Genomic DNA, 19,968 nt, shown 5'->3' with positions numbered 1-19,968 from the left:
GACCGGTATGGACGGCACCGTGGTGTGACGCGCCCGGCCGGGCACGCTGCCTAGCGTCGGACCCCATGAACGACAACAACGATCTCGGCACCGACAGCAGAAAGAGGGGCCGCGGACGGACGCTCCGGCGACTGGCCGCCGTACTGGCCGCGCTGGGCGTCGCCGTGGCGGGACAGGTCGCCACACCGCCCGCGGAGGCCGCCGCCGGACGGCAGCCGCTGGACGGCCTCTGGCGGGCCGACGGTTACGGCACCGTCTTCGGCATCGGCCAGGGGCGGCTCATCACCTACGACACGACGGCGATCAGCTGCCTGCGTGGGGTGCTCTCGGCGGAACAGACGGCGCGCACGCGCGACTCGGCGTCCTTCACGGCCCAGGAGGGCGGCCGGCGGATCGTCGTCCAGACGCGGGGGCCAGGCCGGGCGCGGCTACGATATCCGGGCAGCGTCGGCGCCATCGACCTGCGGAGGCTGCCCCGCCTGCCCCGGGCCTGTGCCACCCCCGCGCCCGCTGATCCGGTGAAGGTGTTCGACGTCTTCTGGACGACCTTCGCCGAGAACTACCCGTTCTTCGCCACCAAGGGCGTCGACTGGCGAGCCGTACGGGACCGGTACCGGTCCAGGATCGGTCCGGACAGCGGGAACGAGGAGCTGTTCGCCGTCCTGCGCGACATCCTCAAGGAGCTCGGCGACGCGCACACCGCGCTCATCGCGGGCGGCAGGCAGTTCGCCAGACCGTTGCGTCCGGGCACCAGGCAATTGGACGGGGTGCCGGCCTTCATCGCCTTCAACGAACGCGTCCGGGAGTTCGTCGAGAAGAACGACACCCACGAACCTCTGCAACAGTGGGGACGAGGCGTGATCGGGTACGCCGACCTCCCGGACGGCCTGGGCTACCTGCGGCTGGGCGCGTTCGACGGCTACGCCGACGGCGGCTACGAGCCCAACGCGGCCGAGCTGGACCGGGCGCTCGACGAGATCTTCACCGTGTCCCGCACGTCGGGGCCCGGCCGGCTGCGCGGTCTCATCATCGACGTCCGCGTCAATCTGGGCGGCTACGACGCACTCGGCCTGCGGCTCGCCTCCAGGCTCACCGGCAGGCCGTACGAGGCGTACGCCAAGCAGGCCCGCAACACCCCCGGCGATCCGCCCGGGTTCACCCGCCCCAGGCCGGTGCCCGTACGGCCGGCGACCGCCCCGGTGTACACGGGCCCCATCGCCATGCTCACCAGCAGCCTGACCATCAGCGCGGGCGAGACCTTCACCCAGGCCATGACGGGACGGACGCCCCGGCCCGAGCGCATCGGGGAGAACACGCAGGGAGCGTTCTCCGACTTCCTGTGGCGGAAGCTGCCCAACGGGTGGAGCTTCGCTCTGCCCAACGAACGTTTCCTGACCCGCGACGGGACCACCTTCGACGTCACGGGCATCCCGCCGCACCTGTCCGTTCCCGGCGTCCTCAGCGACGAGGAACTGAACGGCGGCCACGACGCCGCCTTCGCCAAGGCCCTCTCCTACCTGACGAGCCGGCGGCGGTAGCGCCTCCGCGCCCGGAACAGGCCGGCCGCGGGCGGCGGCCGGCCATGGGAATCGGGGTGAACCGCCCGCCGCCAGTGCCTCGAAGATGCCTTCTGCGTGACGAAACCTCTTGTCATCAACCACACGGCGAAGACGAAGCTCTGCAGGGCCAGTGGCGCATTCATCGCCAGGTAGAGCGGCGTTACGACGTCAGTTGCACCAAGCAGCACCAGGAAACTCGCCGACACGGCTGCCGCTATTGCCAGGAATCCCCACCCGGACAACCATCGAGGGACAGATCTCGACCGCCACAGAATGCGGAACAACAGGAGATCGCCAAGACTGAGCGAGATGATCAAGGCGACATGATTGACCAGGTCGCGCGCCGTCCGCAGTAATTCACCGACGACCTCGATGCTGGATGCGGCCACGGCATCGGCTTGGGCGAGTTCCCGGCCCAGCACGAGAAACAAGGGCAGCATGATGACGCCGATGAAGTGGAACGTCGCCGCGATCAGCCTGAACCCGAGGAAACCGGAGCTGAGTCCTTCGTTCTCCGCCCGCAACATCGGATACAGGCACAGCGCGAATCCGACATAGGCGGGGATCATGATGGACTGAGCGACTGCACCGAGGATGACCTGGCTCTCGTGTGCGGAAACGAGAGCGAGACGGCGTGGTTCATCGACGGCGGGAACGACGCTCAGCGCGCCGGCGATCATACCCAGGATGACCAGGGCGCCGGCAATTGCGGTCGCCCGCCTGTTCGTGTGCACGATTCTTGTCCCCGAAATTGTCGTGGTGGTCAGCCGGTGAGCAGGTCCATGCGCAGGAACTCGGTGATGCGGAGCAGCTTCGGCGGGCGTGCCACTTTCTCGGGAAGGGCCTGGAAAGCCTCGTCCTCACCGATGAGGCGCGGGGCGGTGAGTTTCACGTCCCGCCCGTCGACCCGGAGCCGCGCATTTCTGGCCGTCAGGACGTTCTGCACCCAGTCCGAACGCGATCCGTACACCAGAACGAACAGGTAGCCGCCGTCGACGGGATGCGCGTCGAGCGGCGTGCGGTACGTGGCGCCGGAAATGCGGCCGACGTGAATCAGCACCGGCCATTTTCCGCCGGTTATCGCGCGGGGGTTGAACACCTTCTTGTTCACGTGCCCCCACCACCTCGGCATCGGCATGGAAGTCTCCTTCTCTACGCTCCAGAACAGCCTTACACTCGTAAGGTCGCTTACAGATGTAAGGTTGGCTTACGCTCGTAAGGCTGTCAACCCGCACACGTCCTCGGAGCCGTCATGCCGCCGCAACCGCTCAGCAGAGTTCTCGTCCTGGAAGCCGCGATCCGGGTCGCGGACCGCGGCGGCGCGGAGGCGATCACGATGCGCCGGGTGGCGCAGGAACTGGGCGTGGAGGCGATGTCGCTCTACCACCACGTGCCCAACAAGGACGCGATCCTCGACGGCGTGGTCGACATGGTCTTCGCGGCGATCAAGTTGCCGGGTGCCGAATGCGACGATTGGCGCGACGCGATCCGTACGCGAGCCGTCTCCGCCCGCGCGGTCCTGTCGCAGCACAGCTGGGCCCTCGGCCTCATGGACTCCCGCCGCGATCCGGGACCGGCGACGCTGCGCCACCATGATGCCGTCCTGGGCGTCCTGCGGGAGGCGGGGTTCACGCTGCCGATGGCCGCGCACGCCGTGTCGCTGATCGACAGCTACGTCTCCGGGTTCGTCCTGCAGGAGTCGAACCTCCCGATGGCGACGCCGGACGACGTCGAGGACGTGGCCGGCGACATCCTCCGGCAACTGCCGGAGAAGGAGTTGCCGTACCTCACCGAGATGATCCGCGACCACGCCCTGCGACCGGGCTACGACCACACCAGCGAATTCGGCTACGGCCTCGACCTGATCCTGGACGCCCTCGAAGCGCGCCGAAGCGTCCAGTGACGGGGCGAATCCGGGTGAACTTCTCGGTACGGGTGGCGAACGGGCGAGGGGCTTGAACGGGCCGGTCCGGCTGGGTTGATGGTGGTGTCAGTGGCGGTGGTGGTTGTCGGGTTGTGCGGGGTCGCCGGGGTGTTCGAGGCCCGGCACCAGGCGTAGCCGGTGGGCGCGGGCGTGGTCGAGCCAGCGTACGAACGCCACCCTGCGCGCGGAGTCGAGGAGGCCGTCGGCGGGTGCGTCTCGGTCCGGGGCGGGGTCGTGGCGGGTGACGAGGGTGGCGGTCCAAGGGCCGGCCGTCACCGTCTGGCCCGGTGCGGCGGCGGCCAGAGCGTCGGCCAGGGCGACGGGCAGCGAACCGGGGTCTGCGTCGAATTCGCCGTCCGGAGTGCGTAGCCGCCATGTCGGTCCGGTGGGCGGTCGCGTGGTGGCCTCCCGATACGCGGCCGCCTCCGACGCGGAGACCGTGACGTCGGCGGTGACGGCCTCGTAGACGGCTCGGACGGCGGCGCTGCCCTCGTAGGCCGCCGCAGCGATCGAACCCAGCTCAACAGCCGCCCGCTGGTCGAGCCGTACCGCGATGGCGTCGATGGCGCGCTGGTCAGGCTCTGCCGTGATGGTGTCGGTGGGCTGCTGGTGGCGTTGTGTCGTGAGGGCGTCGGTGGGGGGCTGGTTGGGGTGGGGTGGTGGGGGCTTCTCCAGGGGGAGTCCGCGGGCTGTGGCCTCGGCGGCGCACAGTTGCTCGGTCAGCACCACCTGGGCCACCCAGCGCGTGAGCTGCCGGTCCTCGGCCGTGCCCGGCGCCGGAAGCGCCGAGGACCTCGGGCCGGCCCGCAGGGCTGCGAGCCGTCGGTCCAGCTCGAAGCGGGGGAGCGGGCAGCCGTCGAGCCAGCCGAGCACCGGCCCCACGCCGGGCGCGACCGGCTCGCCGGTGACGGGCGCGTGGGCGGAGTCCGGATGGCTGACCTGAGGTGTTGGGACACAGGTCGGATGGTGGGCGCGGGGAGGTTGGGCGGGGGCCGGATGGTCGGCCTGATGCGCGGAGGCGGAGGTCGGATGGTCCGCTGCGGGCACGGGGGCGGAGGTCGGATGGTTCGCCTTGGGAGTGGGGGTCATGGGGTCACCACCAGTTCGACGGTCGGGGCGTACTGGCAGCGGCCGAACCACATGACCTTGCCCAGGGCCCAGGCGGAGCCCGGGACCGCGTCGCGGGGTGCGGACACCTCGAACTCGGCGACCGTGCTCTCGCCGGCAGCCAGGACGAACCCGCGGACCGGGGCGGCGATCAGGTCCCACGTGCCCCAGGGCGAGACGACCTGCAACTCGCCCCGGATCTCACCGTTCGTGCGGTTGTGCAGCGCCAGCCCCAGCACGGCACGCCCGCCGGGAGCGACGCGCACCGACGGCGTCGTCACCTCCACCGACAGGCCGGTGTCGCGGCCGGGACGGTCCTTGCTGCCCTGCGCGGCCACCCAGTCCTCGGGGACGTCACCGGGCACGGGCAGCACGCCGGGCAGGTCGCCGACGGCGACGGTGACCACGTCCTCGACGGTCTGGCCGTCGTGCCGGATCCGGGCGGCGACGAAGTACAGGCCGGGCTCGACGCCCCGGGGCGGGGTCACCGTCACCGGGAACCGTACGTGCCCGCCCGCCGCCAGCCGGTACGGGCGCCGCGTCAGACCGGCCGTCCAGCCCTCGGGGACGAGGATCTCCACGGTTCCTTCCACGTCGGCGTCGAGCAGGTGCGAGGAGAGCACCACCGACAGTTCGGCGGGCTCGCCCTCGGTCCGCACCAGGCCCGGCGACGCCGTGACGCTCACCGGCAGGTAGCCCATCGGCGCCGGCCCCCGGTTGTGCAGCCAGTACCGCGCATGCACCGGCTGCGCCACCTCGGCCGCCGGCCCCAGCACCGCGCCGCCGCGGGCCGACCCACCCAGCGGCAGGGCGGGGACGGCGATCACGGTGGCGACCTCGGCACCGGTCAGCGTGACGGCTGCCCCCTGGACGGGTTCGCGCCGCCGTTCGAGCAGGTCGGCGCGGTGCGGCTCGGTGAGGGCGAGCGCACCGGAAAGGACGGCGTCGCGGCCGAGTCCGGTGGACTCCATCAGGCGCACGGTCACCCCGGAAGCCGGGTCCGCCGCGGCGGCCGACCCGTGCGCGGTCGGGTTGCCGGCCGGCTTGACGGTGCCGACCAGCACCTCCCGGGCCGGCTCGGCCTTCAGGTACGACCGGGTCGGCGGCAACGGGCCCCCGTGCGGCTCGGCGAGCACGGCGTACAGCGGATGGTTGAACTCCTGCCCCCGGGCGGGCAGCGTCAGCGTGCGCCAGTCGCCCTCGCCGGAGACCAGCGCGTAACGGAACTCGTGGGTCCAGTGCATGAGCTGGAAGCCCGCTCCGTCGGGCAGCGTACGGCGGGGCGGGTCGATCCACACCCCGGACGGCCACCCGGTGCACGAGCGCATCAGCGACAGGTGCAACGTGCCGGCCGGATCGACGGCGAAGCCCGGCAGACCGTAGGTGAGCAGCGCGACGGTGTGGCCGGTGAGCAGCTCGGACTCCGGGACCTCGCCGGGGCAGGCGGAGCTCACGCGGGCGTCGGCGAGGTCGGCGGTCAGCGCGGCGGGATCGGTGGTGATCAGGGCCGGCAGCGCCCGCAGGTCACGCAGGTCGGCGTTGGGCCGCCAGACCTCGCGCAGCGGCCGGGCGGCGGGCACCCAGACGCGCCCGTCCCGCTCCAGGACCTCGGCATAGGCCGGGCCCGCGCGTTCCAGCAGCTCGCGCACCGCGTCGTTCTCCCGCGGCCCGCCGATCATGATGCGGAAGTCGGGGAGGTTGGAGTCGACGTCGAGCCAGCCGTACCTGGACCAGTCCGCCCCGGCCGTGGTCGCGGTGACCCCGGCCCTGACCAGCGCGACCAGCAGGTCGCGCACGTCGGCGCCGTCGTCCGGGCCGGAGACGATCACCTGGGCCGCGCCGAGCGCCTGCTCGCCCGGAGAGTGGCGGTCGGTGCCGGGCACGACCACCTCCGCCACGCCGAGCGCCCGCTCGCCCAGCGGCCGGCCGCCGGGGCCGGTGAGCGCGACGCGGGCGGTGGAGCCCAGGCCGAACCAGGTGTTGGCGGGGTTGTCGAGGGTCCACGGCGCCTCGGCGGCGTCCACGTCGGGCAGGGCGAACCCGCGCCCGACCACGGCCCCGGCCACCTCGCTCACGGGCAGCGCGCCGGGCAGGTCGGCGGGGAAGCTCAGCCGCAGCAGCCGGTCGGCCCCGCGGTAGTCCAGGACGCGGGTGGTCAGGTCCACGTGGTCCACGCCGTCCCAGAGCGTGACGGTCTGCTCGTAGCCGATGCCGTCCACCGTCCCGGTGATCACCAGGCGCTCGCCGAGCGGGCAGGTCTCGCGCCGCACCTGGGCCGCGCCCTCCGCCGCGCCGACGACCGGGCCCTTGGGCACCAGGTGCCAGGGGCCCTCGCCGAAGTCGGGGTGGGCGGGGTACTCCTCGTAGACGCGCAGCTCGTTGCCGACGCAGCCGGGCCGTAGCAGCTCGCGTCCCGCCTTCTTGTCCAGGACGGCGGACAGGCAGCCGCCGCGGCCGGGGTCGGCGGTGACGCGGTAGCGGGCGTTCTCGACGGTGACGCCGGGCGCGGGCGTCCATGCGGCCGCACCGGGCCGGGACGATCCGGGGAGAAGGCGCCAGGTGCGCCAGCCGGTGGCGGGCACGTCCTCGGCCAGGAACCGCAGGGTCCCCCGGTCCACGACGCACGGCACCTCCGCGCCGGTGTCGTCGAGCACCCGTCCGCCGTCGAGCCCGGCGGGCAGCCGTACGGCCACCGGCGCCGACCGGTCGAACGACAGCGTGTTCGCGACGACCACCGCGACGCCTTCGCCGCCGGTGTCCACGCGGGCGACCAGCGAGGCGAGCGAGACGTCGCGCACCGCGCCCGCCAGGTCGTACGCCTCGCGCCAGCCGGACAACAGGTCCAGGTAGACCTGGTCGGACTCGCTGCCGGTGATCGCGTCGTGGTGTGCCCCGTAGGCGAGCTGCCGCCACACCTTGTCCAGCGCGGCCTCGGGGTAGGTCCCGAGCCCTTCGAGCGCGGCGAGGGTGGCCAGCTTCTCCGCGTCCACGGCGGCCACCTCGCCCGCCCGCTGCGCCTGCTTGGTGTCGATGTAGGAGACGTCCTTGCCGGTGTAGACCGGGTTCATGTCACGGGTCTGCGGGCTCGGGCGGCGTCCGGTGGCCGCCAGCTCGGCCCGGACCGCGTCGAGGAAGTCGCGCGGGGTGGCGCAGACGAAGCGCGGCCAGACGTAGCGGGCGTTCCAGGAGCGGTGGATCTCGGTGACCCACTTGTTGGGCGGGGTGTAGTCGGTGCCCACGGGCAGCAGCAGGTTCCGCGTCGCCCCGACCGGCTTGAGCTTGCGGTACAGCTCGTACACGGCGTGCTCGGCGCTCGCCAGGTCGGCGGCGGAGTCCATCCACCAGCCGGCCGAGTAGTGGTGGGGCATGAAGTGCGTCAGCACGCCGAGCCCCGAGGGGGCGATCCACTCGAACTCGCTCGGGAACTGCATCACCCGGGCGTCGTCCTTGGCCTCGCGGAAGTTCTTCTGGATCGGCCCCCACTGGTGGAACGGCCCGCGCGCCCACGCGCTGCCGGTCAGTCCCGCCGCGGCGAGGTATCCGGGGAACTGCGGGTCGTGCCCGAACGCGTCGAGCTGCCACGCCGTCGCCGGATCCCCGCCGAGGATGTCGCGCTGGTAGCCGATGCCGTACACGATGTTCCTGATCGTGACCTCGGCGCCGGTGAGGTTGGTGTTGGGCTCGTTGTACGTCCCCCCGACCAGCTCGACCTGCCCGCGCTCCATCAGCAGCCGCAGGTCGGCCCGGCGCTCGGGATGGACGTCGAAGTACGGCTTGAGATAGTCGATCTCGGCCAGCACGAACTTGTAGACCGGGTCGCGCAGCGCCAGGTCCAGGTGCGCCTCCACCAGCGCGAACCCGTTGCGCTCCCACAGCGGGCGGGTGGTGGCGTCCCCGGACAGCAGCTCCCACGGCGAGGTGTAGGCCGCCTGCGTGTTCCACCACACCGGGTCGTAGTGGAAGTGGGAGACCAGGAACATCGTCCAGCCGGGCTCGGCCACGACCACCACGGCCTCGGCCCGCGCGCCGCCCGCCGTCACCACGACCGGCAGCTCGGCCCCCGGGACCGGGCCGGCGATCTCCAGGGGGATCTCGACCACGCCCGCGCCCTCCGCCTCCCCGGACACGCCCGGGCCGGTGACGGCGACCCGGGCCGGCGGGCCGTCGAGCGTCACGCGCAGCACCTGGCGCGGGGCGTCCTCGGTGCCCGTGAACAGGTCCGTGGACTCCACGGAGACGATGGCGACTGACACGGTCTTCCTCTCTGGAAATCGATGATCTTGCGGTCGGCCCGCCGCTCACTCCGGGGTGAGGACGCTGCCGATCCCTCGGGCAGTGAGGTGGCCGGGGTCGTCGGCCCGATCGCCGGCGACGATGGCCACGGGCCCGGACTGGCGCAGCCGGACCCATGCGGCGTGGAAGGCGCTGCCCGGCGCGACCTCGGCCCGGCGTCCGGGCTCGGTCCGCAGGTCCACGTCGCACCGCAGGGCCGGACGCCGCGCCTCGGTACGGCCGCGGCGCTCGTCGATGATCGCGGCGAGCTCCTTGGCCGCCGGCTTGGGACGGTGGTCCACGGTGAACAGGCCCAGCTCGTACTCCCGCTCGGGGAAGTCGGAGAGGGAACGGTCCAGGTCGTGGGAGCACCACCAGGTGACGCCCCACAGGGCGGGGTTGGCGGTCACCGCGTCGAGCGTGCGGCGGACGAACTCGGCGGTCCTGGCCTCGGGCACGTCGGGCCTGGGCACCCCGATCTCCTGCAGCCAGACGGGCCTGGCCGGGTCGAGCGAGGTGGCGGCGGCCAGCTCGACCAGGTAGTCGGCGTGCGAGACGGTGGCCGGGCCGAGCGGGCCGTCGATCGCGGAGACGCCGTTGAACACCCAGGAGTGCACCGTGGTCAGGTCGCCCAGGTCCACGTTGTCGGCGGGACGGAACGGGTGCTCCGGGTCGTACCAGGTGGCGTCGTACAGGGAGTGGAGGGCGAGCAGGCCGGGCGCGGCCGCACGCACGACGTCGATCAGCTCGGCGGCCCACGCCGTGGACGCCTCGGGGGTGGTGGCGTTGCTGGGGTAGAGGTTGTTGACCTCGTTGCCGAGCGTGACGGCGAACACGTTGCCGCGGGTGGCGACGGCCCGGGTGAGCCGGTCGGCGTAGGCGGCTATGGCGTCGCGCGCGCCGCGGTCGGTGAACAGGCTGCGACGGTGCCAGGTGAGCACCCAGGAGGGCAGGAAGTCGAAGCTGGACAGGTGCCCCTGGAGCAGGTCCACGGCGACGGACAGGCCGAACTCGGCCGCGACGTCGATCACGGCCAGCAGGTCCTCCACGCCGCGCTGCCGGACCAGCCCCGGGTTGGGCTGGATCCACGGCCAGATCGGGAACACGCGCACGTGGTCCAGGCCGATCGAGGCCAGGTCCTCGAAGTCGCGGCGGACCGCGTCGAGCGACAGGTCGAGCCAGCTGTGGAACCAGCCGGCGGAGGGCACGTAGTTGGCGCCGTGGCGGATGGGGTCGAGCAGGGGCACGCGTCCTCCGGGGGTCGTACGATCTCCCGGCGGAGCCTAAAGCGATTTAGTCGCCCTGCCAAGCCCCCGGAGCCGCCGTGCTCTCCCGGACCGTCAGCCGGGGGGTCTCGGTCTTGACGTCCTTGCGCTGCTCAGGGTCGGCGATGACCTCCAGCATCACCTCGGCCAGCCGCTTGCCGAAGGCGAAGGTGTCGCGGGAGAGCGCGGTGATCGCGGGGTGGGTGATCCGCGTGAGCACCGAGTCGTCGAAGGCCACGATGGACAGGTCGTCGGGCACCTTCACCCCCATCTCGCCGGCCACCCCCAGCCCGGCCAGGGCCATCACGTCGCTGTCGTAGACGATGGCGGTGGGCCGGCGCGGCCGCGACAGCAGCGCGCGCGTCGCGGCGGCGCCCTCGGAGTCGCTGAAGTCGGTGTGCACCGACACCGCCTCCTCCAGGGCCAGCCGCCCCGCGCGATCGCGCAGCGCGCGGGCGCGCCGCTGGGTGTGCCGGAACGCCGGCAGGCCCGCGACGTGCGCGATCCTGCGGTGGCCGAGCGCGGCCAGATAGTCCACGATCGACAGCATGGCCTCCCGGTCGTCGGCCCAGACGCTCGACAGCGACCCGTGCCTGCCCGGCCCGCCCAGGACCACGGCGGGCACGCCCAGCTCCTCCAGCACCGCGACGCGCGGGTCGCGGACCATGAGGTCCACCATGACGAAGCCGTCGACCCGGTGGGCGGAGGTCCACTCGCGGTAGATCTCCATCTCGGCCTCGGCGTCCTCCACGATCAGCAGTTGCAGCGCGACGGCCTGGGCCGACAGCCCCGACTGCAGGCCGGACAGTAACTGGGCGAAGAACGGCTCCACGCCGAGGGCGCTGGCGGGCCGGGCGATGACCAGGCCCACCGCCTCCGCGCGCGCCCCGCCGAGGGCCCGGGCGGCGCTGTGCGGACGCCAGTTCATCTCCTTCGCCACCTGCAGGATTCGCGCGCGGGTGGCCTCTCCGACCCCCGGGCGGCCGTTGAGCGCGAAGGACACCGCGCCCTTGGAAACCCCGACCCGCTCGGCGATGTCGGTGATCGTCGGTCGGCGCACCACTGCTCCTTCACGAATTCGTCTCAGCTATTGACACACGAGTCTAGCCAGGTGAATAGTCCCGCAACTAGAGCGATTTAGTAACCAAGGAGAGCGCCATGCGTAGGTACTGGACGGGACCGGCGGTGGCAGCCGTCATGGTCGTCTCGGGCTGCGGCCTCGGCGGGTCCGGCGAGTCGGGAGCCGCCGCCCCGACCGCGGCGGCCACGGGAGAGGTGAAGGGCACTGTCAGCCTCCAGACGTGGGCCCTGAAGCCCAAGTTCACGGCGTACGTCGAGGGCGTCGTCGCCGCCTTCGAGAAGAAGTACCCCGGCACGAAGGTCGAATGGCTCGACCAGCCGGCGGACGCCTACTCCGAGAAGGTACTCAACCAGGCCGCCTCCGGAACACTCCCCGACGTCACCAACCTGCCCCCCGACTTCGCCAGGCCCCTGGTCCAGCAGGGCATGCTGCTCGACGTCGCCGCCGCCGACCCCAAGCTCGCCGACGAGTACGTCGCGGGCGGCATCGACGCCTACACCTTCCGCGGCTACCCCGGCACGTACGGCTATCCCTGGTACCTCAACACCGACGTCAACTACTGGAACTCCGAGTTGATGAAGAAGAACGGCCTCGACGCGGCCAAGCCGCCGACGACGTTCGACGAGCTGGTCGAGCAGGCCCGGACCTACAAGGAGAAGTCCGGCGGCAAGACGTACCTGATGAGCCGCCGCCCCGAGCTGGGCGACCTGGCCCAGGCGGGCGTGAAGCTGCTGTCCGACGACGGCAAGAGCTTCGTCTTCAACACCCCCGAGGCCGTCGCGGTGATCGAGAAGTACCGGGCCGCCTTCAAGGAGGGCTTACTGCCGCGCGACGTGCTGACCGACACCTACGCGGGCAACGCCAAGCTGTTCAACGAGGGCACCGTGGCCTGGACGACGGCCGGCGCCAACCACATCATCGCCGTCAAGACCGACAACCCCTCCCTCGCGCCCAAGGTCGTGCCCTCGACCGCGATGGGCACCCCGCCGCTGTACGTGCAGGGCCTGTCGGTGTCGAAGAAGAGCAAGAACCCGGCCGCGGCGATCGCGCTGGCCCGCTGGGTGACCAGCGCCGAGAACCAGGCGGCGTTCGCGCACGAGGTCAGCGTCTTCCCCAGCACCAAGGCCTCGGCCGGCGACCCGTTCTTCACCCAGAGCGACGGCACCAACGCCGGCGACGCCAAGGTCATCGCCTTCAAGTCGCTGGCCACGGCCAAGATGCTGCAGCCGGTCGAGGTGACCGACGCGATGAGCAAGTTCATCCGCCAGCAGATCGCCCTCGCGCTCAACGGCGAGGTCTCCGCCAAGGAGGCGCTGGACGCCGCGGTCGCCAAGTGCAACGAGCTGCTCAACCAGTGATCACCCCCGCTCTTCCCGCACAGGGCGCCCTCCGCCGCCGGCTCACCCCCTGGCTGCTGGTGGCGCCCGCCGCGCTGTGGCTGCTCGTCTTCAACGTGTGGCCCTCGCTGAACACGCTGGTGCTGGCCTTCACCAACGCCAAGCCGCTCAGCGGCGGGCACTTCACCGGGCTGGCCAACTTCGGCCGCATGCTCGACGACGACCAGCTCGGCAACGCGCTGCTCAACAGCGTCGTCTTCATGCTGGTCTGCCTGCCGGTGCTCACCCTGCTGCCGCTGCTGCTGGCGATCCTGGTGGAGAAGAAGATCCCCGGCATCACGTTCTTCCGCACCGCCTTCTACACGCCGGTCGTCGCCTCCGCCGTCGTGGTCGCGCTGATCTGGAGCTGGCTGCTGAGCGACCGGGGCCTGATCAACGGGCTCATGCAGGCGCTGGGCGTGCTGCAGGGGCCGCTGCCGTTCCTGACCGACCGGTGGCTGCTGGTCCTCAGCGCCATCACCCTGACGGTGTGGAAGGGGCTGGGCTACTACATGATCATCTACCTGTCGGCGCTCGGGAACGTGCGGCGCGAACTGCACGAGGCCGCGGCCGTGGACGGGGCGGGGGCCGTCCGCCGGTTCTGGAGCGTGACGGTGCCCGGCGTGCGCAACACGATGTTGCTGGTGTCGGTGCTGGTCTCGGTGTCGGCCCTGCGCGTGTTCTCCGAGCTGTTCGTGCTGTCCAACGGCACGGGCGGGCCGGGCGGGCGGGCGATGTCGCTGGTCATGCTGATCCAGATGTACAGCCGCGGCTTCTACGGCCACTTCGGCTACGCCTCGGCGCTGAGCATCCTGCTCTTCGTCATCACGATCGGCCCGATGCTCCTGCTGACCCGGCTCAACAGGAAGGCGGACTGACATGGCGGCGATGAAGGCGAGCGCGCGACCCGCCGCCGCGGCGGCCCGCCCGGGGCGGCACGGCCGCCGCCGGGGCCGGGGCGGGTTCGGCGCCACCACGCCAGGAGAGCTGGTCCTGCGGTACGCGCTGCTGCTGCTCGTCCTGGCGATCACGATCCTGCCGTTCCTGTGGCAGTTGTCCACCTCGCTGAAGGGCCCGTTCGAGGACGTCTTCGCGCAGACCCCGAGCTTCGTCCCGCGCCAGCCGACGCTGGCGAACTACGCGCGCGTCGCGGACACCATCCCCGTGTGGACGTACGCGCTCAACTCGGTGATCGTGGCGGTCATCGTGGTGGGCGGCAACGCGGTCGGCGCGACGCTGGCCGGGTTCGCGCTGGCCCGGCTGGAGTTCCGGGGCGCCAAGCTGCTCCTGGTGCTGTTCCTGTCCACGCTCGTGCTGCCGGGCGAGGTGACGATCGTCTCCCAGTACGTCACCGTCCGCGGCATGGGCCTGGCCGACACGCTGCTGGGCGTGGCCCTGCCCGGCGCGATCGGCATGCTGAACGTGCTGCTGATGCGCACCGCCTTCCAGGCCATCCCCAAGGAGATGGACGAGGCTGCGGTCATCGACGGGGCGACCCCCTGGCAGCGGCTCGTCCGGCTCGGGCTGCCGAACGTGCGCGGCATGCTGAGCGTGATCACGATCTTCGCGTTCATCGGCGCCTGGGACGACTTCCTGTGGCCGCTCATCGTGCTCAACGACCCGAAGAACTTCACGCTGACCGTCGGACTGCAGTACCTCAACGGCACGTTCAGCGCCAACCCCCGTCTCATCGCCGCTGGGACAATGATCTCCTTCCTGCCCATCGTGCTCCTGTTCGCCTCGCTGCAGCGCTTCTTCTTCCGCGGCGTCGCCGAGGGCGCGATCAAGGGCTGAGCCGGTTCCGAGAACGAGGAGTCTCTCTCCATGCATGACGACCGCACACTGGTCGAAGCCCGTCTCAAGCGCGTGCTGGACGAACGTCTGCGCCCGGCCGTCCACCCCGAGTCCGTGCCGATGGACGTGCGCGTCTGGACCGCGCCGGGCGAGCCCGTCCCCGTCGCCGAAGGGCTCGCGGCCCCGACCGAGCCGATCGCGGTCGGCGCGGCGTGGGGCGCGCCGTGGGCGACGAGCTGGTTCACGGTGACCGGCACCGTCCCGGACGCCTGGACGGGCCGGACCGTCGAGGCGGTGCTCGACCTCGGCTTCGACGAGAACATGCCGGGCTTCCAGTGCGAGGGCCTGGTCTACCTGCCCGACGGCACGCCCGTGAAGGGGCTCAACCCGCGTAACCAGTGGGTGCGCGTCGGCGCGCCGGCGACCGGCGGCGAGCGGGTCGAGCTGCGGATCGAGGCGGCCTCGAACCCGGTCGTGCTCGACTACAAGCCGTTCGTGCCCACCCTGCTCGGCGACAAGGAGACGGCGGGCAGCGAGCCGCAGTACCGGCTGGCGCGCATGGACCTGGCCGTGTTCGACGAGACGGTGTGGAACCTGATCCTCGACCTGGAGGTGGTGGGGGAGCTGATGCACGAGCTGCCCGCCGACAGCGGCCGCCGCGCGGAGCTGACCCGGGCCGTCGACCGCGCCCTGGACGCGATCGACCTCCAGGACGTCAACGCCACCGCCGAGGCGGCCCGCGCCGAGCTGGCCGGCGTGCTGTCCGCGCCCGCCGTGCCCTCGGCGCACCGGATCAGCGCGGTCGGGCACGCCCACATCGACTCGGCCTGGCTGTGGCCGCTGCGCGAGACCGTCCGCAAGGTCGCCCGTACGGCCTCCAACATGACGGCGCTGCTGGCCGACGAGCCGGAGTTCGTGTTCGCGATGTCGCAGGCCCAGCAGTGGGCGTGGATCAAGGAGCACCGGCCCGAGGTGTGGGCCAAGGTGACCAAGGCCGTGGCGGCCGGGCGGTTCGTCCCGACCGGCGGCATGTGGGTGGAGTCCGACACGAACATGCCCGGCTCCGAGGCCATGGCCCGCCAGTTCGTGCACGGCAAACGGTTCTTCATCGACGAGTTCGGCGTCGACAACGAGGAGGTGTGGCTGCCGGACACGTTCGGGTTCGCGGCCGGGCTGCCGCAGATCATCAAGGCGGCGGGCTCGAAGCGGCTGCTCACCCAGAAGATCTCATGGAGCCGGACGAACACGTTCCCGCACCACACGTTCCTGTGGGAGGGCATCGACGGGTCGCGGGTGTTCACGCACTTCCCGCCGGTCGACACCTACAACTGCTCGATGAACGGCCGGGAGATCGCGCACGCGGCCCGCAACTTCAAGGACAAGGGCGTCGCCCGGCACTCGCTGGCCCCCACCGGCTGGGGCGACGGCGGCGGCGGCACCACCCGCGAGATGGTGGCCAAGGCCGCCCGGCTGCGCGACCTGGAGGGCTCGGCCACCGTCACCTGGGAGACTCCCGCCGGCTTCTTCGCCAAGGCCGAGGCCGAGTACCCCGACCCGCCGGTCTGGGTGGGCGAGCTCTACCTGGAGCTGCACCGGGCCACGCTGACCAGCCAGGCCAAGACCAAGCAGGGCAACCGGCGCAGCGAGTCGCTGCTGCGCGAGGCCGAGCTGTGGGCCGCCACGGCCGCCGTGCGGACCGGCGCGCCCTACCCGTACGAGCAACTGGACCGCATCTGGAAGACGGTGCTGCTGCACCAGTTCCACGACATCCTGCCCGGCTCGTCGATCGCCTGGGTGCACCGCGAGGCCAGGGCCACCTACGCGGCGCTGGCCGAGGAGCTGACCGGCCTGATCGACGACGCCCAGCGGGCCCTGGCCGGAGACGGCCCCCACGAGCTGGTCTTCAACGCGGCCCCGCACGCCCGCAACGGCGTCCCGGCCGGCGGCGCGGCCCCGGCCGCACCGGGGACCCCGACGGCCGTGGAACCCCGCGAGGACGGCGGCTTCGTGCTGGACAACGGCCTGCTCCGGGTCGAGGTGGACGGGCGCGGCCTGATCGTCTCCGCCTACGACCTGCGGGCCCGGCGCGAGACCCTGCCCCCCGGCCAGGCCGCCAACCTGCTCCAGCTGCACCAGGATTTCCCCAACATGTGGGACGCCTGGGACGTGGACGAGTTCTACCGCAACACGGTCACCGACCTCACCGCGGCCGACGAGGTGACGGCCGGCGAGCGGCCCGGCTCGGTCCGCGTCACCCGCTCGTTCGGCGGCTCGTCCGTCACGCAGGTGATCTCGCTGGACGGGTGGCGGGTCGACATCGCCACCGACGTCGACTGGCACGAGACGGAGAAGTTCCTCAAACTGGCCTTCCCCCTCGACGTGCGCGCCGAGCGCTACGCCGCCGAGAGCCAGTACGGCCACGCCTACCGCGCCACCCACACCAACACGAGCTGGGAGGCGGCCAAGTTCGAGGCGTGCAACCACAAGTTCGTGCACCTGGAGGAGCCCGGCTGGGGCGTGGCCGTGGTCAACGACTCCACCTACGGCCACGACGTGACCCGGACCGTGCGCGAGGACGGCGGCACCACCACGACCCTGCGGGTGTCGCTGCTGCGCGCCCCCCGCTTCCCCGACCCCGAGACCGACCAGGGCAGGCACACCTTCCGGCACGCGCTGCTACCCGGCGCGACGATCGGCGACGCGGTGCGCGAGGGCTGGTTCCTCAACCTGCCCGAGCGGGTCCTGTCCGGCGCCGCCGAGGTGGCGCCGCTGGTCACGGTGGACGACGACGCGGTCGTGATCACCGCGGTCAAGCTGGCCGACGACGGCAGCGGCGACGTCGTGGTGCGCTTCCACGAGTCGCGCGGCGGCCGGGCGGCGGCCACGCTCACGGCCGGCTTCCCCGTCACCTCGGTGACCGTGACCGACCTGCTGGAGCGCCCGCTGGCCGAGCCCGAGCGGCCCGGCCGGTCGATCCCGGTGACGGTGCGGCCGTTCGAGCTGGTCACCCTGCGGCTCGGCCGCTGACCGCACGTTCCCGGTGAGGGGCGCCCGTCCGGGCGCCCCTCACCTGCGTTCACGGCGGAGTCGTCAGGGGGTGTAGACGGCCGAGCTCCCGTACAGCTTGTTGGTGAACGCCGAGATGTAGGAGGCGGTGTTCGCCGAGGTGAGGTTGTAGGTGAGGAAGACGCCGTACCCCTCGGTGACCGTACGGCGGGCGAGGGAGGCGGCGGTGGACGAGCTGGTGCCGGTGAAGGACACGGCGGCCGGCGACAGGCGGGACCTGGAGGTCGGGCCGTTCGGCACGGACCAGGTGCCGTACCAGGGGTTCCAGGCGTAGTCGAAGGTGTTGTTGATGCTGACGCCGTTGTAGGACAGGCGGTCGGCGGCCGGGCCGATGTCGTACAGCGTGATGAGCTTGTTCGGCAGCTTCTGGCGCAGGGCCTGGACCAGGTAGACGAAGGAGAAGGCGTTCGGCTGGCCGGTGCCGTTCCTGCCGTACTCGACGTACTCGTCGTCGAAGTCGATGCCGTCGAGCCCGTACGTCGTCACCACGTCGGCCAGCTCCTGGGCGAACGCGTCGGCGGCCTGCTGGGAGGGGAAGTTCGCGAAGCCGGCGCCCTGGTGGTTGCCGAGGATGGACAGCAGGACCTTGATGCCCCTCTGCTGCAGCGGGCGGACCTCGGTCGCCACGTTGTCGAGCACCCGCTGCACGTTCTCGTTGCAGTGGAGGTAGGCCTTCGTGCCGTCGTAGTTGATGTTGGCGGCGAAGATGACCGCGATGTCGAACACCTGCGCACCGCCTCGGGCGAGCGTGTACTTCGCGACGTTCGTCATGCTCTCGCTGTTGACCTCGATGTAGACCACCGAGAGCGGGCCGGTCTTGCCGGCCGCGCGGCGCTCGGCGTGTGCCGCGGTGGGTAACGCGGCACCCACGGTGGTCGCGGCCAGCGCTGCCAGCAGGGTCCTTCTGCGCATGAGCGGTGAACTCACGATCGGCTCCTCAGGGCATGGGGGGATGATTTGCTATATCGGTTAAGTCCAGTCCACGGGTTCTCGCGAGGCTGCATGGGGGCTGGAGATAAATCGGTATAGCGCCTCGATCATCGGCAGCTTGGAGCCCGCTGTCAAGGTGTCGCCGGCGCGGAAAAGACGCCGCGGGCGCCGGAGATCTCTCCGGTGATAATGCTCCCTATATTCAAATATTTAGATGTATGGAGCAATGATGACGAAGGTGCTGATTGTCGGTGCCGGCGCCCTGGGGCAGGTCTTCGGGGCGTGGCTGGCCGCGGGCGGGGCCCGGGTCAGCTATCTCGTGCGGCCGGGCCGGGAGGGCTGGGAAGGGGCTTCGCTGTACCGGCTCAGGCGGGGGCGGGCGCCGGTCGCCGAGCGCGTCACGCCGTACGAGGTGCGCAGCGAGCCGCCCCGCGAACGGTGGGACATGGTGTGGCTCTGCGTGGACTCGCCGGCCCTGCGCGGCGACTGGACGGGCGCGCTGCGCGCGGTGACCGGTGAGGCGACGGTGGTCACCATCGGCCAGGATCCGGGCGATCTGCGCACCCTCGCCGGCGTCTGGCCGCGGGAGCAGATCGTCCAGGTGACGCCGACGCTGCTGGCCTACCAGGCGCCGCTGGAGCGCGAGGTCCCCGCGCCGGGGGTGGCGTACTGGGTGCCGCCCGGCACGGCGACGGGCGTCACCGGAGCGCGCGCCCCGCAGGTCGTCGCCGCGCTGCGGGCCGGCGGCGTGCGGGCCAGGCGGGTGACCCGGCCCGGCGCGGGGGAGCTCACCGCCGCCCGGATGATCCCCTACATCGCCGCGCTGGAGTCCGCCGGCTGGCGGCTGCCCGCGTCGGGCCCGCGGTTGCGGGGCGCCGCCGCGGCCGTCCGGGAGGCCGTCGCGGTGGTCTGCGCCCAGCACGGGCTGCGCGCTCCCGTCCCCGTTCCGTCCTGGGCCGTGGGACTGGCGTTGCGCGTGCTGCCCCGGGTGCTCCCCTTCGACCTGCGCCGCTACCTGGAGACGCACTTCACGAAGGTGAGCGCGCAGACACGCCTGATGCTGGACGGCTGGATCGCCGAAGGGTCCGCCAGGGCGCTGCCGGTCGGCCGCCTGTCCGCCGTGCGCGACTCGTTGCCCGCATGAGCGGCTCGATCGAGGCCCGGGACGTCCTCGCGCTGTTCGCGCGGACCCGGCCACTGTTCACCGCCCTCGGGGACGAGCGCAGGCAGGAGATCGTCGTCCACCTGCTGGAGTCCGCTGAGCCCCGCAGCGTCGGCGACATCGCCGCGCACCTGGAGCTGTCCCAGCCCGCCACCTCCCACCACCTCAAGATCCTGCGCGACGCGGATCTGCTGACGGTACGGCGCAAGGGCACCCTGCGCCTGTACGACCTCAACGCCGACGCCTATCCGGAGCTCCTGACGCCCCTGCGCGACCTCATCACGATGATCATCTCGTGCGCCTCCGGTCTCGGCGAACAGCCGGGCGGCCACTAGCGGTCGACGACCGCCCGCGCGCCTTCCCGTCCCGGTCTGTCACATCGGGGCCGGCTGTCCCGTCCTCGCAGTGCTGTCCATCCAGCTGAGGAGATCT

Annotated in this window: 15 protein-coding genes; 8 read left to right on the top strand and 7 right to left on the bottom strand. The window is 71.7% G+C overall.

Annotated elements, in window-relative coordinates:
• Nucleotides 1–65: 65 nt before the first annotated feature.
• Complete coding sequence (locus AB0C33_RS40030) at nucleotides 66–1,538, top strand: S41 family peptidase (protein ID WP_358297870.1); 1,473 nt, start codon at nucleotides 66–68, stop codon at nucleotides 1,536–1,538.
• Here the strand turns inward: AB0C33_RS40030 and AB0C33_RS40025 are convergent.
• Together AB0C33_RS40025 and AB0C33_RS40020 are read right to left on the bottom strand one after the other, a co-directional pair.
• The gene (locus tag AB0C33_RS40025; protein WP_358297867.1) at nucleotides 1,514–2,293 is read right to left on the bottom strand and encodes a DUF4386 domain-containing protein; all 780 of its coding nucleotides are present in this window, start codon (nucleotides 2,291–2,293) and stop codon (nucleotides 1,514–1,516) included. The genes AB0C33_RS40030 and AB0C33_RS40025 overlap by 25 nt on opposite strands.
• A gap of 29 nt (nucleotides 2,294–2,322) precedes the next feature.
• Nucleotides 2,323–2,670, bottom strand: a complete 348-nt coding sequence (locus AB0C33_RS40020) for a nitroreductase family deazaflavin-dependent oxidoreductase (protein WP_358297864.1) — start codon at nucleotides 2,668–2,670, stop codon at nucleotides 2,323–2,325.
• Between the two features lie 141 nt (nucleotides 2,671–2,811).
• Between AB0C33_RS40020 and AB0C33_RS40015 the strand changes: the two genes are divergently transcribed.
• Complete coding sequence (locus AB0C33_RS40015; RefSeq protein WP_358297861.1) at nucleotides 2,812–3,462, top strand: TetR/AcrR family transcriptional regulator; 651 nt, start codon at nucleotides 2,812–2,814, stop codon at nucleotides 3,460–3,462.
• 87 nt (nucleotides 3,463–3,549) lie between these two features.
• On the opposite strand, the gene AB0C33_RS40010 is transcribed toward AB0C33_RS40015, so the two are convergent.
• The 4 genes from AB0C33_RS40010 to AB0C33_RS39995 are packed head-to-tail and all read right to left on the bottom strand — an operon-like array spanning nucleotide 3,550 to nucleotide 11,187.
• On the bottom strand, nucleotides 3,550–4,572 hold the full coding sequence (locus AB0C33_RS40010) for a hypothetical protein (protein WP_358297857.1): 1,023 nt from the start codon (nucleotides 4,570–4,572) through the stop codon (nucleotides 3,550–3,552).
• Entirely contained in the window at nucleotides 4,569–8,843 is a 4,275-nt protein-coding gene (locus AB0C33_RS40005) for an NEW3 domain-containing protein (RefSeq protein WP_358297854.1), read from the bottom strand. The genes AB0C33_RS40010 and AB0C33_RS40005 overlap by 4 nt, the downstream gene beginning before the upstream one ends.
• 45 nt (nucleotides 8,844–8,888) lie before the next feature.
• Entirely contained in the window at nucleotides 8,889–10,109 is a 1,221-nt protein-coding gene (locus AB0C33_RS40000; RefSeq protein ID WP_358297852.1) for a glycosyl hydrolase, read from the bottom strand.
• A 46-nt stretch (nucleotides 10,110–10,155) separates the two neighbouring features.
• Nucleotides 10,156–11,187, bottom strand: a complete 1,032-nt coding sequence (locus tag AB0C33_RS39995; protein ID WP_358297849.1) for a LacI family DNA-binding transcriptional regulator — start codon at nucleotides 11,185–11,187, stop codon at nucleotides 10,156–10,158.
• Nucleotides 11,188–11,285: 98 nt separating this feature from the next.
• Between AB0C33_RS39995 and AB0C33_RS39990 the strand changes: the two genes are divergently transcribed.
• Genes AB0C33_RS39990 through AB0C33_RS39975 form a run of 4 tightly spaced genes read left to right on the top strand, consistent with a single transcriptional unit; the run spans nucleotide 11,286 to nucleotide 17,405 of the window.
• Nucleotides 11,286–12,566 carry a sugar ABC transporter substrate-binding protein gene (locus AB0C33_RS39990; RefSeq protein ID WP_358297846.1) on the top strand — a complete coding sequence of 427 codons (1,281 nt, stop codon included), beginning with the start codon at nucleotides 11,286–11,288 and terminating at the stop codon, nucleotides 12,564–12,566.
• Nucleotides 12,563–13,462 carry a sugar ABC transporter permease gene (locus AB0C33_RS39985; RefSeq protein ID WP_358297843.1) on the top strand — a complete coding sequence of 300 codons (900 nt, stop codon included), beginning with the start codon at nucleotides 12,563–12,565 and terminating at the stop codon, nucleotides 13,460–13,462. Before AB0C33_RS39990 ends, AB0C33_RS39985 begins: the two co-directional genes overlap by 4 nt.
• A 1-nt stretch (nucleotide 13,463) precedes the next feature.
• Nucleotides 13,464–14,378: a carbohydrate ABC transporter permease gene (locus AB0C33_RS39980; protein WP_358297839.1), complete on the top strand. Its 915-nt coding sequence runs from the start codon at nucleotides 13,464–13,466 to the stop codon at nucleotides 14,376–14,378.
• Nucleotides 14,379–14,408: 30 nt separating this feature from the next.
• On the top strand, nucleotides 14,409–17,405 hold the full coding sequence (locus AB0C33_RS39975; protein ID WP_358297836.1) for a glycoside hydrolase family 38 C-terminal domain-containing protein: 2,997 nt from the start codon (nucleotides 14,409–14,411) through the stop codon (nucleotides 17,403–17,405).
• Between the two features lie 63 nt (nucleotides 17,406–17,468).
• On the opposite strand, the gene AB0C33_RS39970 is transcribed toward AB0C33_RS39975, so the two are convergent.
• Entirely contained in the window at nucleotides 17,469–18,371 is a 903-nt protein-coding gene (locus AB0C33_RS39970) for an endo-beta-N-acetylglucosaminidase H (protein WP_358297833.1), read from the bottom strand.
• Nucleotides 18,372–18,612: 241 nt separating this feature from the next.
• On the opposite strand from AB0C33_RS39970, the gene AB0C33_RS39965 reads away from it, so the two are divergent.
• Together AB0C33_RS39965 and AB0C33_RS39960 are read left to right on the top strand one after the other, a co-directional pair.
• The gene (locus AB0C33_RS39965) at nucleotides 18,613–19,518 is read left to right on the top strand and encodes a 2-dehydropantoate 2-reductase N-terminal domain-containing protein (RefSeq protein WP_358297830.1); all 906 of its coding nucleotides are present in this window, start codon (nucleotides 18,613–18,615) and stop codon (nucleotides 19,516–19,518) included.
• A complete protein-coding gene (locus tag AB0C33_RS39960; RefSeq protein WP_358297827.1) occupies nucleotides 19,515–19,871 on the top strand; it encodes a metalloregulator ArsR/SmtB family transcription factor in 357 nt (118 codons plus the stop codon). The genes AB0C33_RS39965 and AB0C33_RS39960 overlap by 4 nt, the downstream gene beginning before the upstream one ends.
• Nucleotides 19,872–19,968 lie beyond the last annotated feature (97 nt).

This window comes from Nonomuraea sp. NPDC048881 (assembly GCF_040649795.1).
GTDB lineage: Bacteria > Actinomycetota > Actinomycetes > Streptosporangiales > Streptosporangiaceae > Nonomuraea.
The sequence above is the reverse complement of the archived record's forward strand: the minus strand, read 5'-3'. Positions and strand labels throughout refer to the sequence as shown.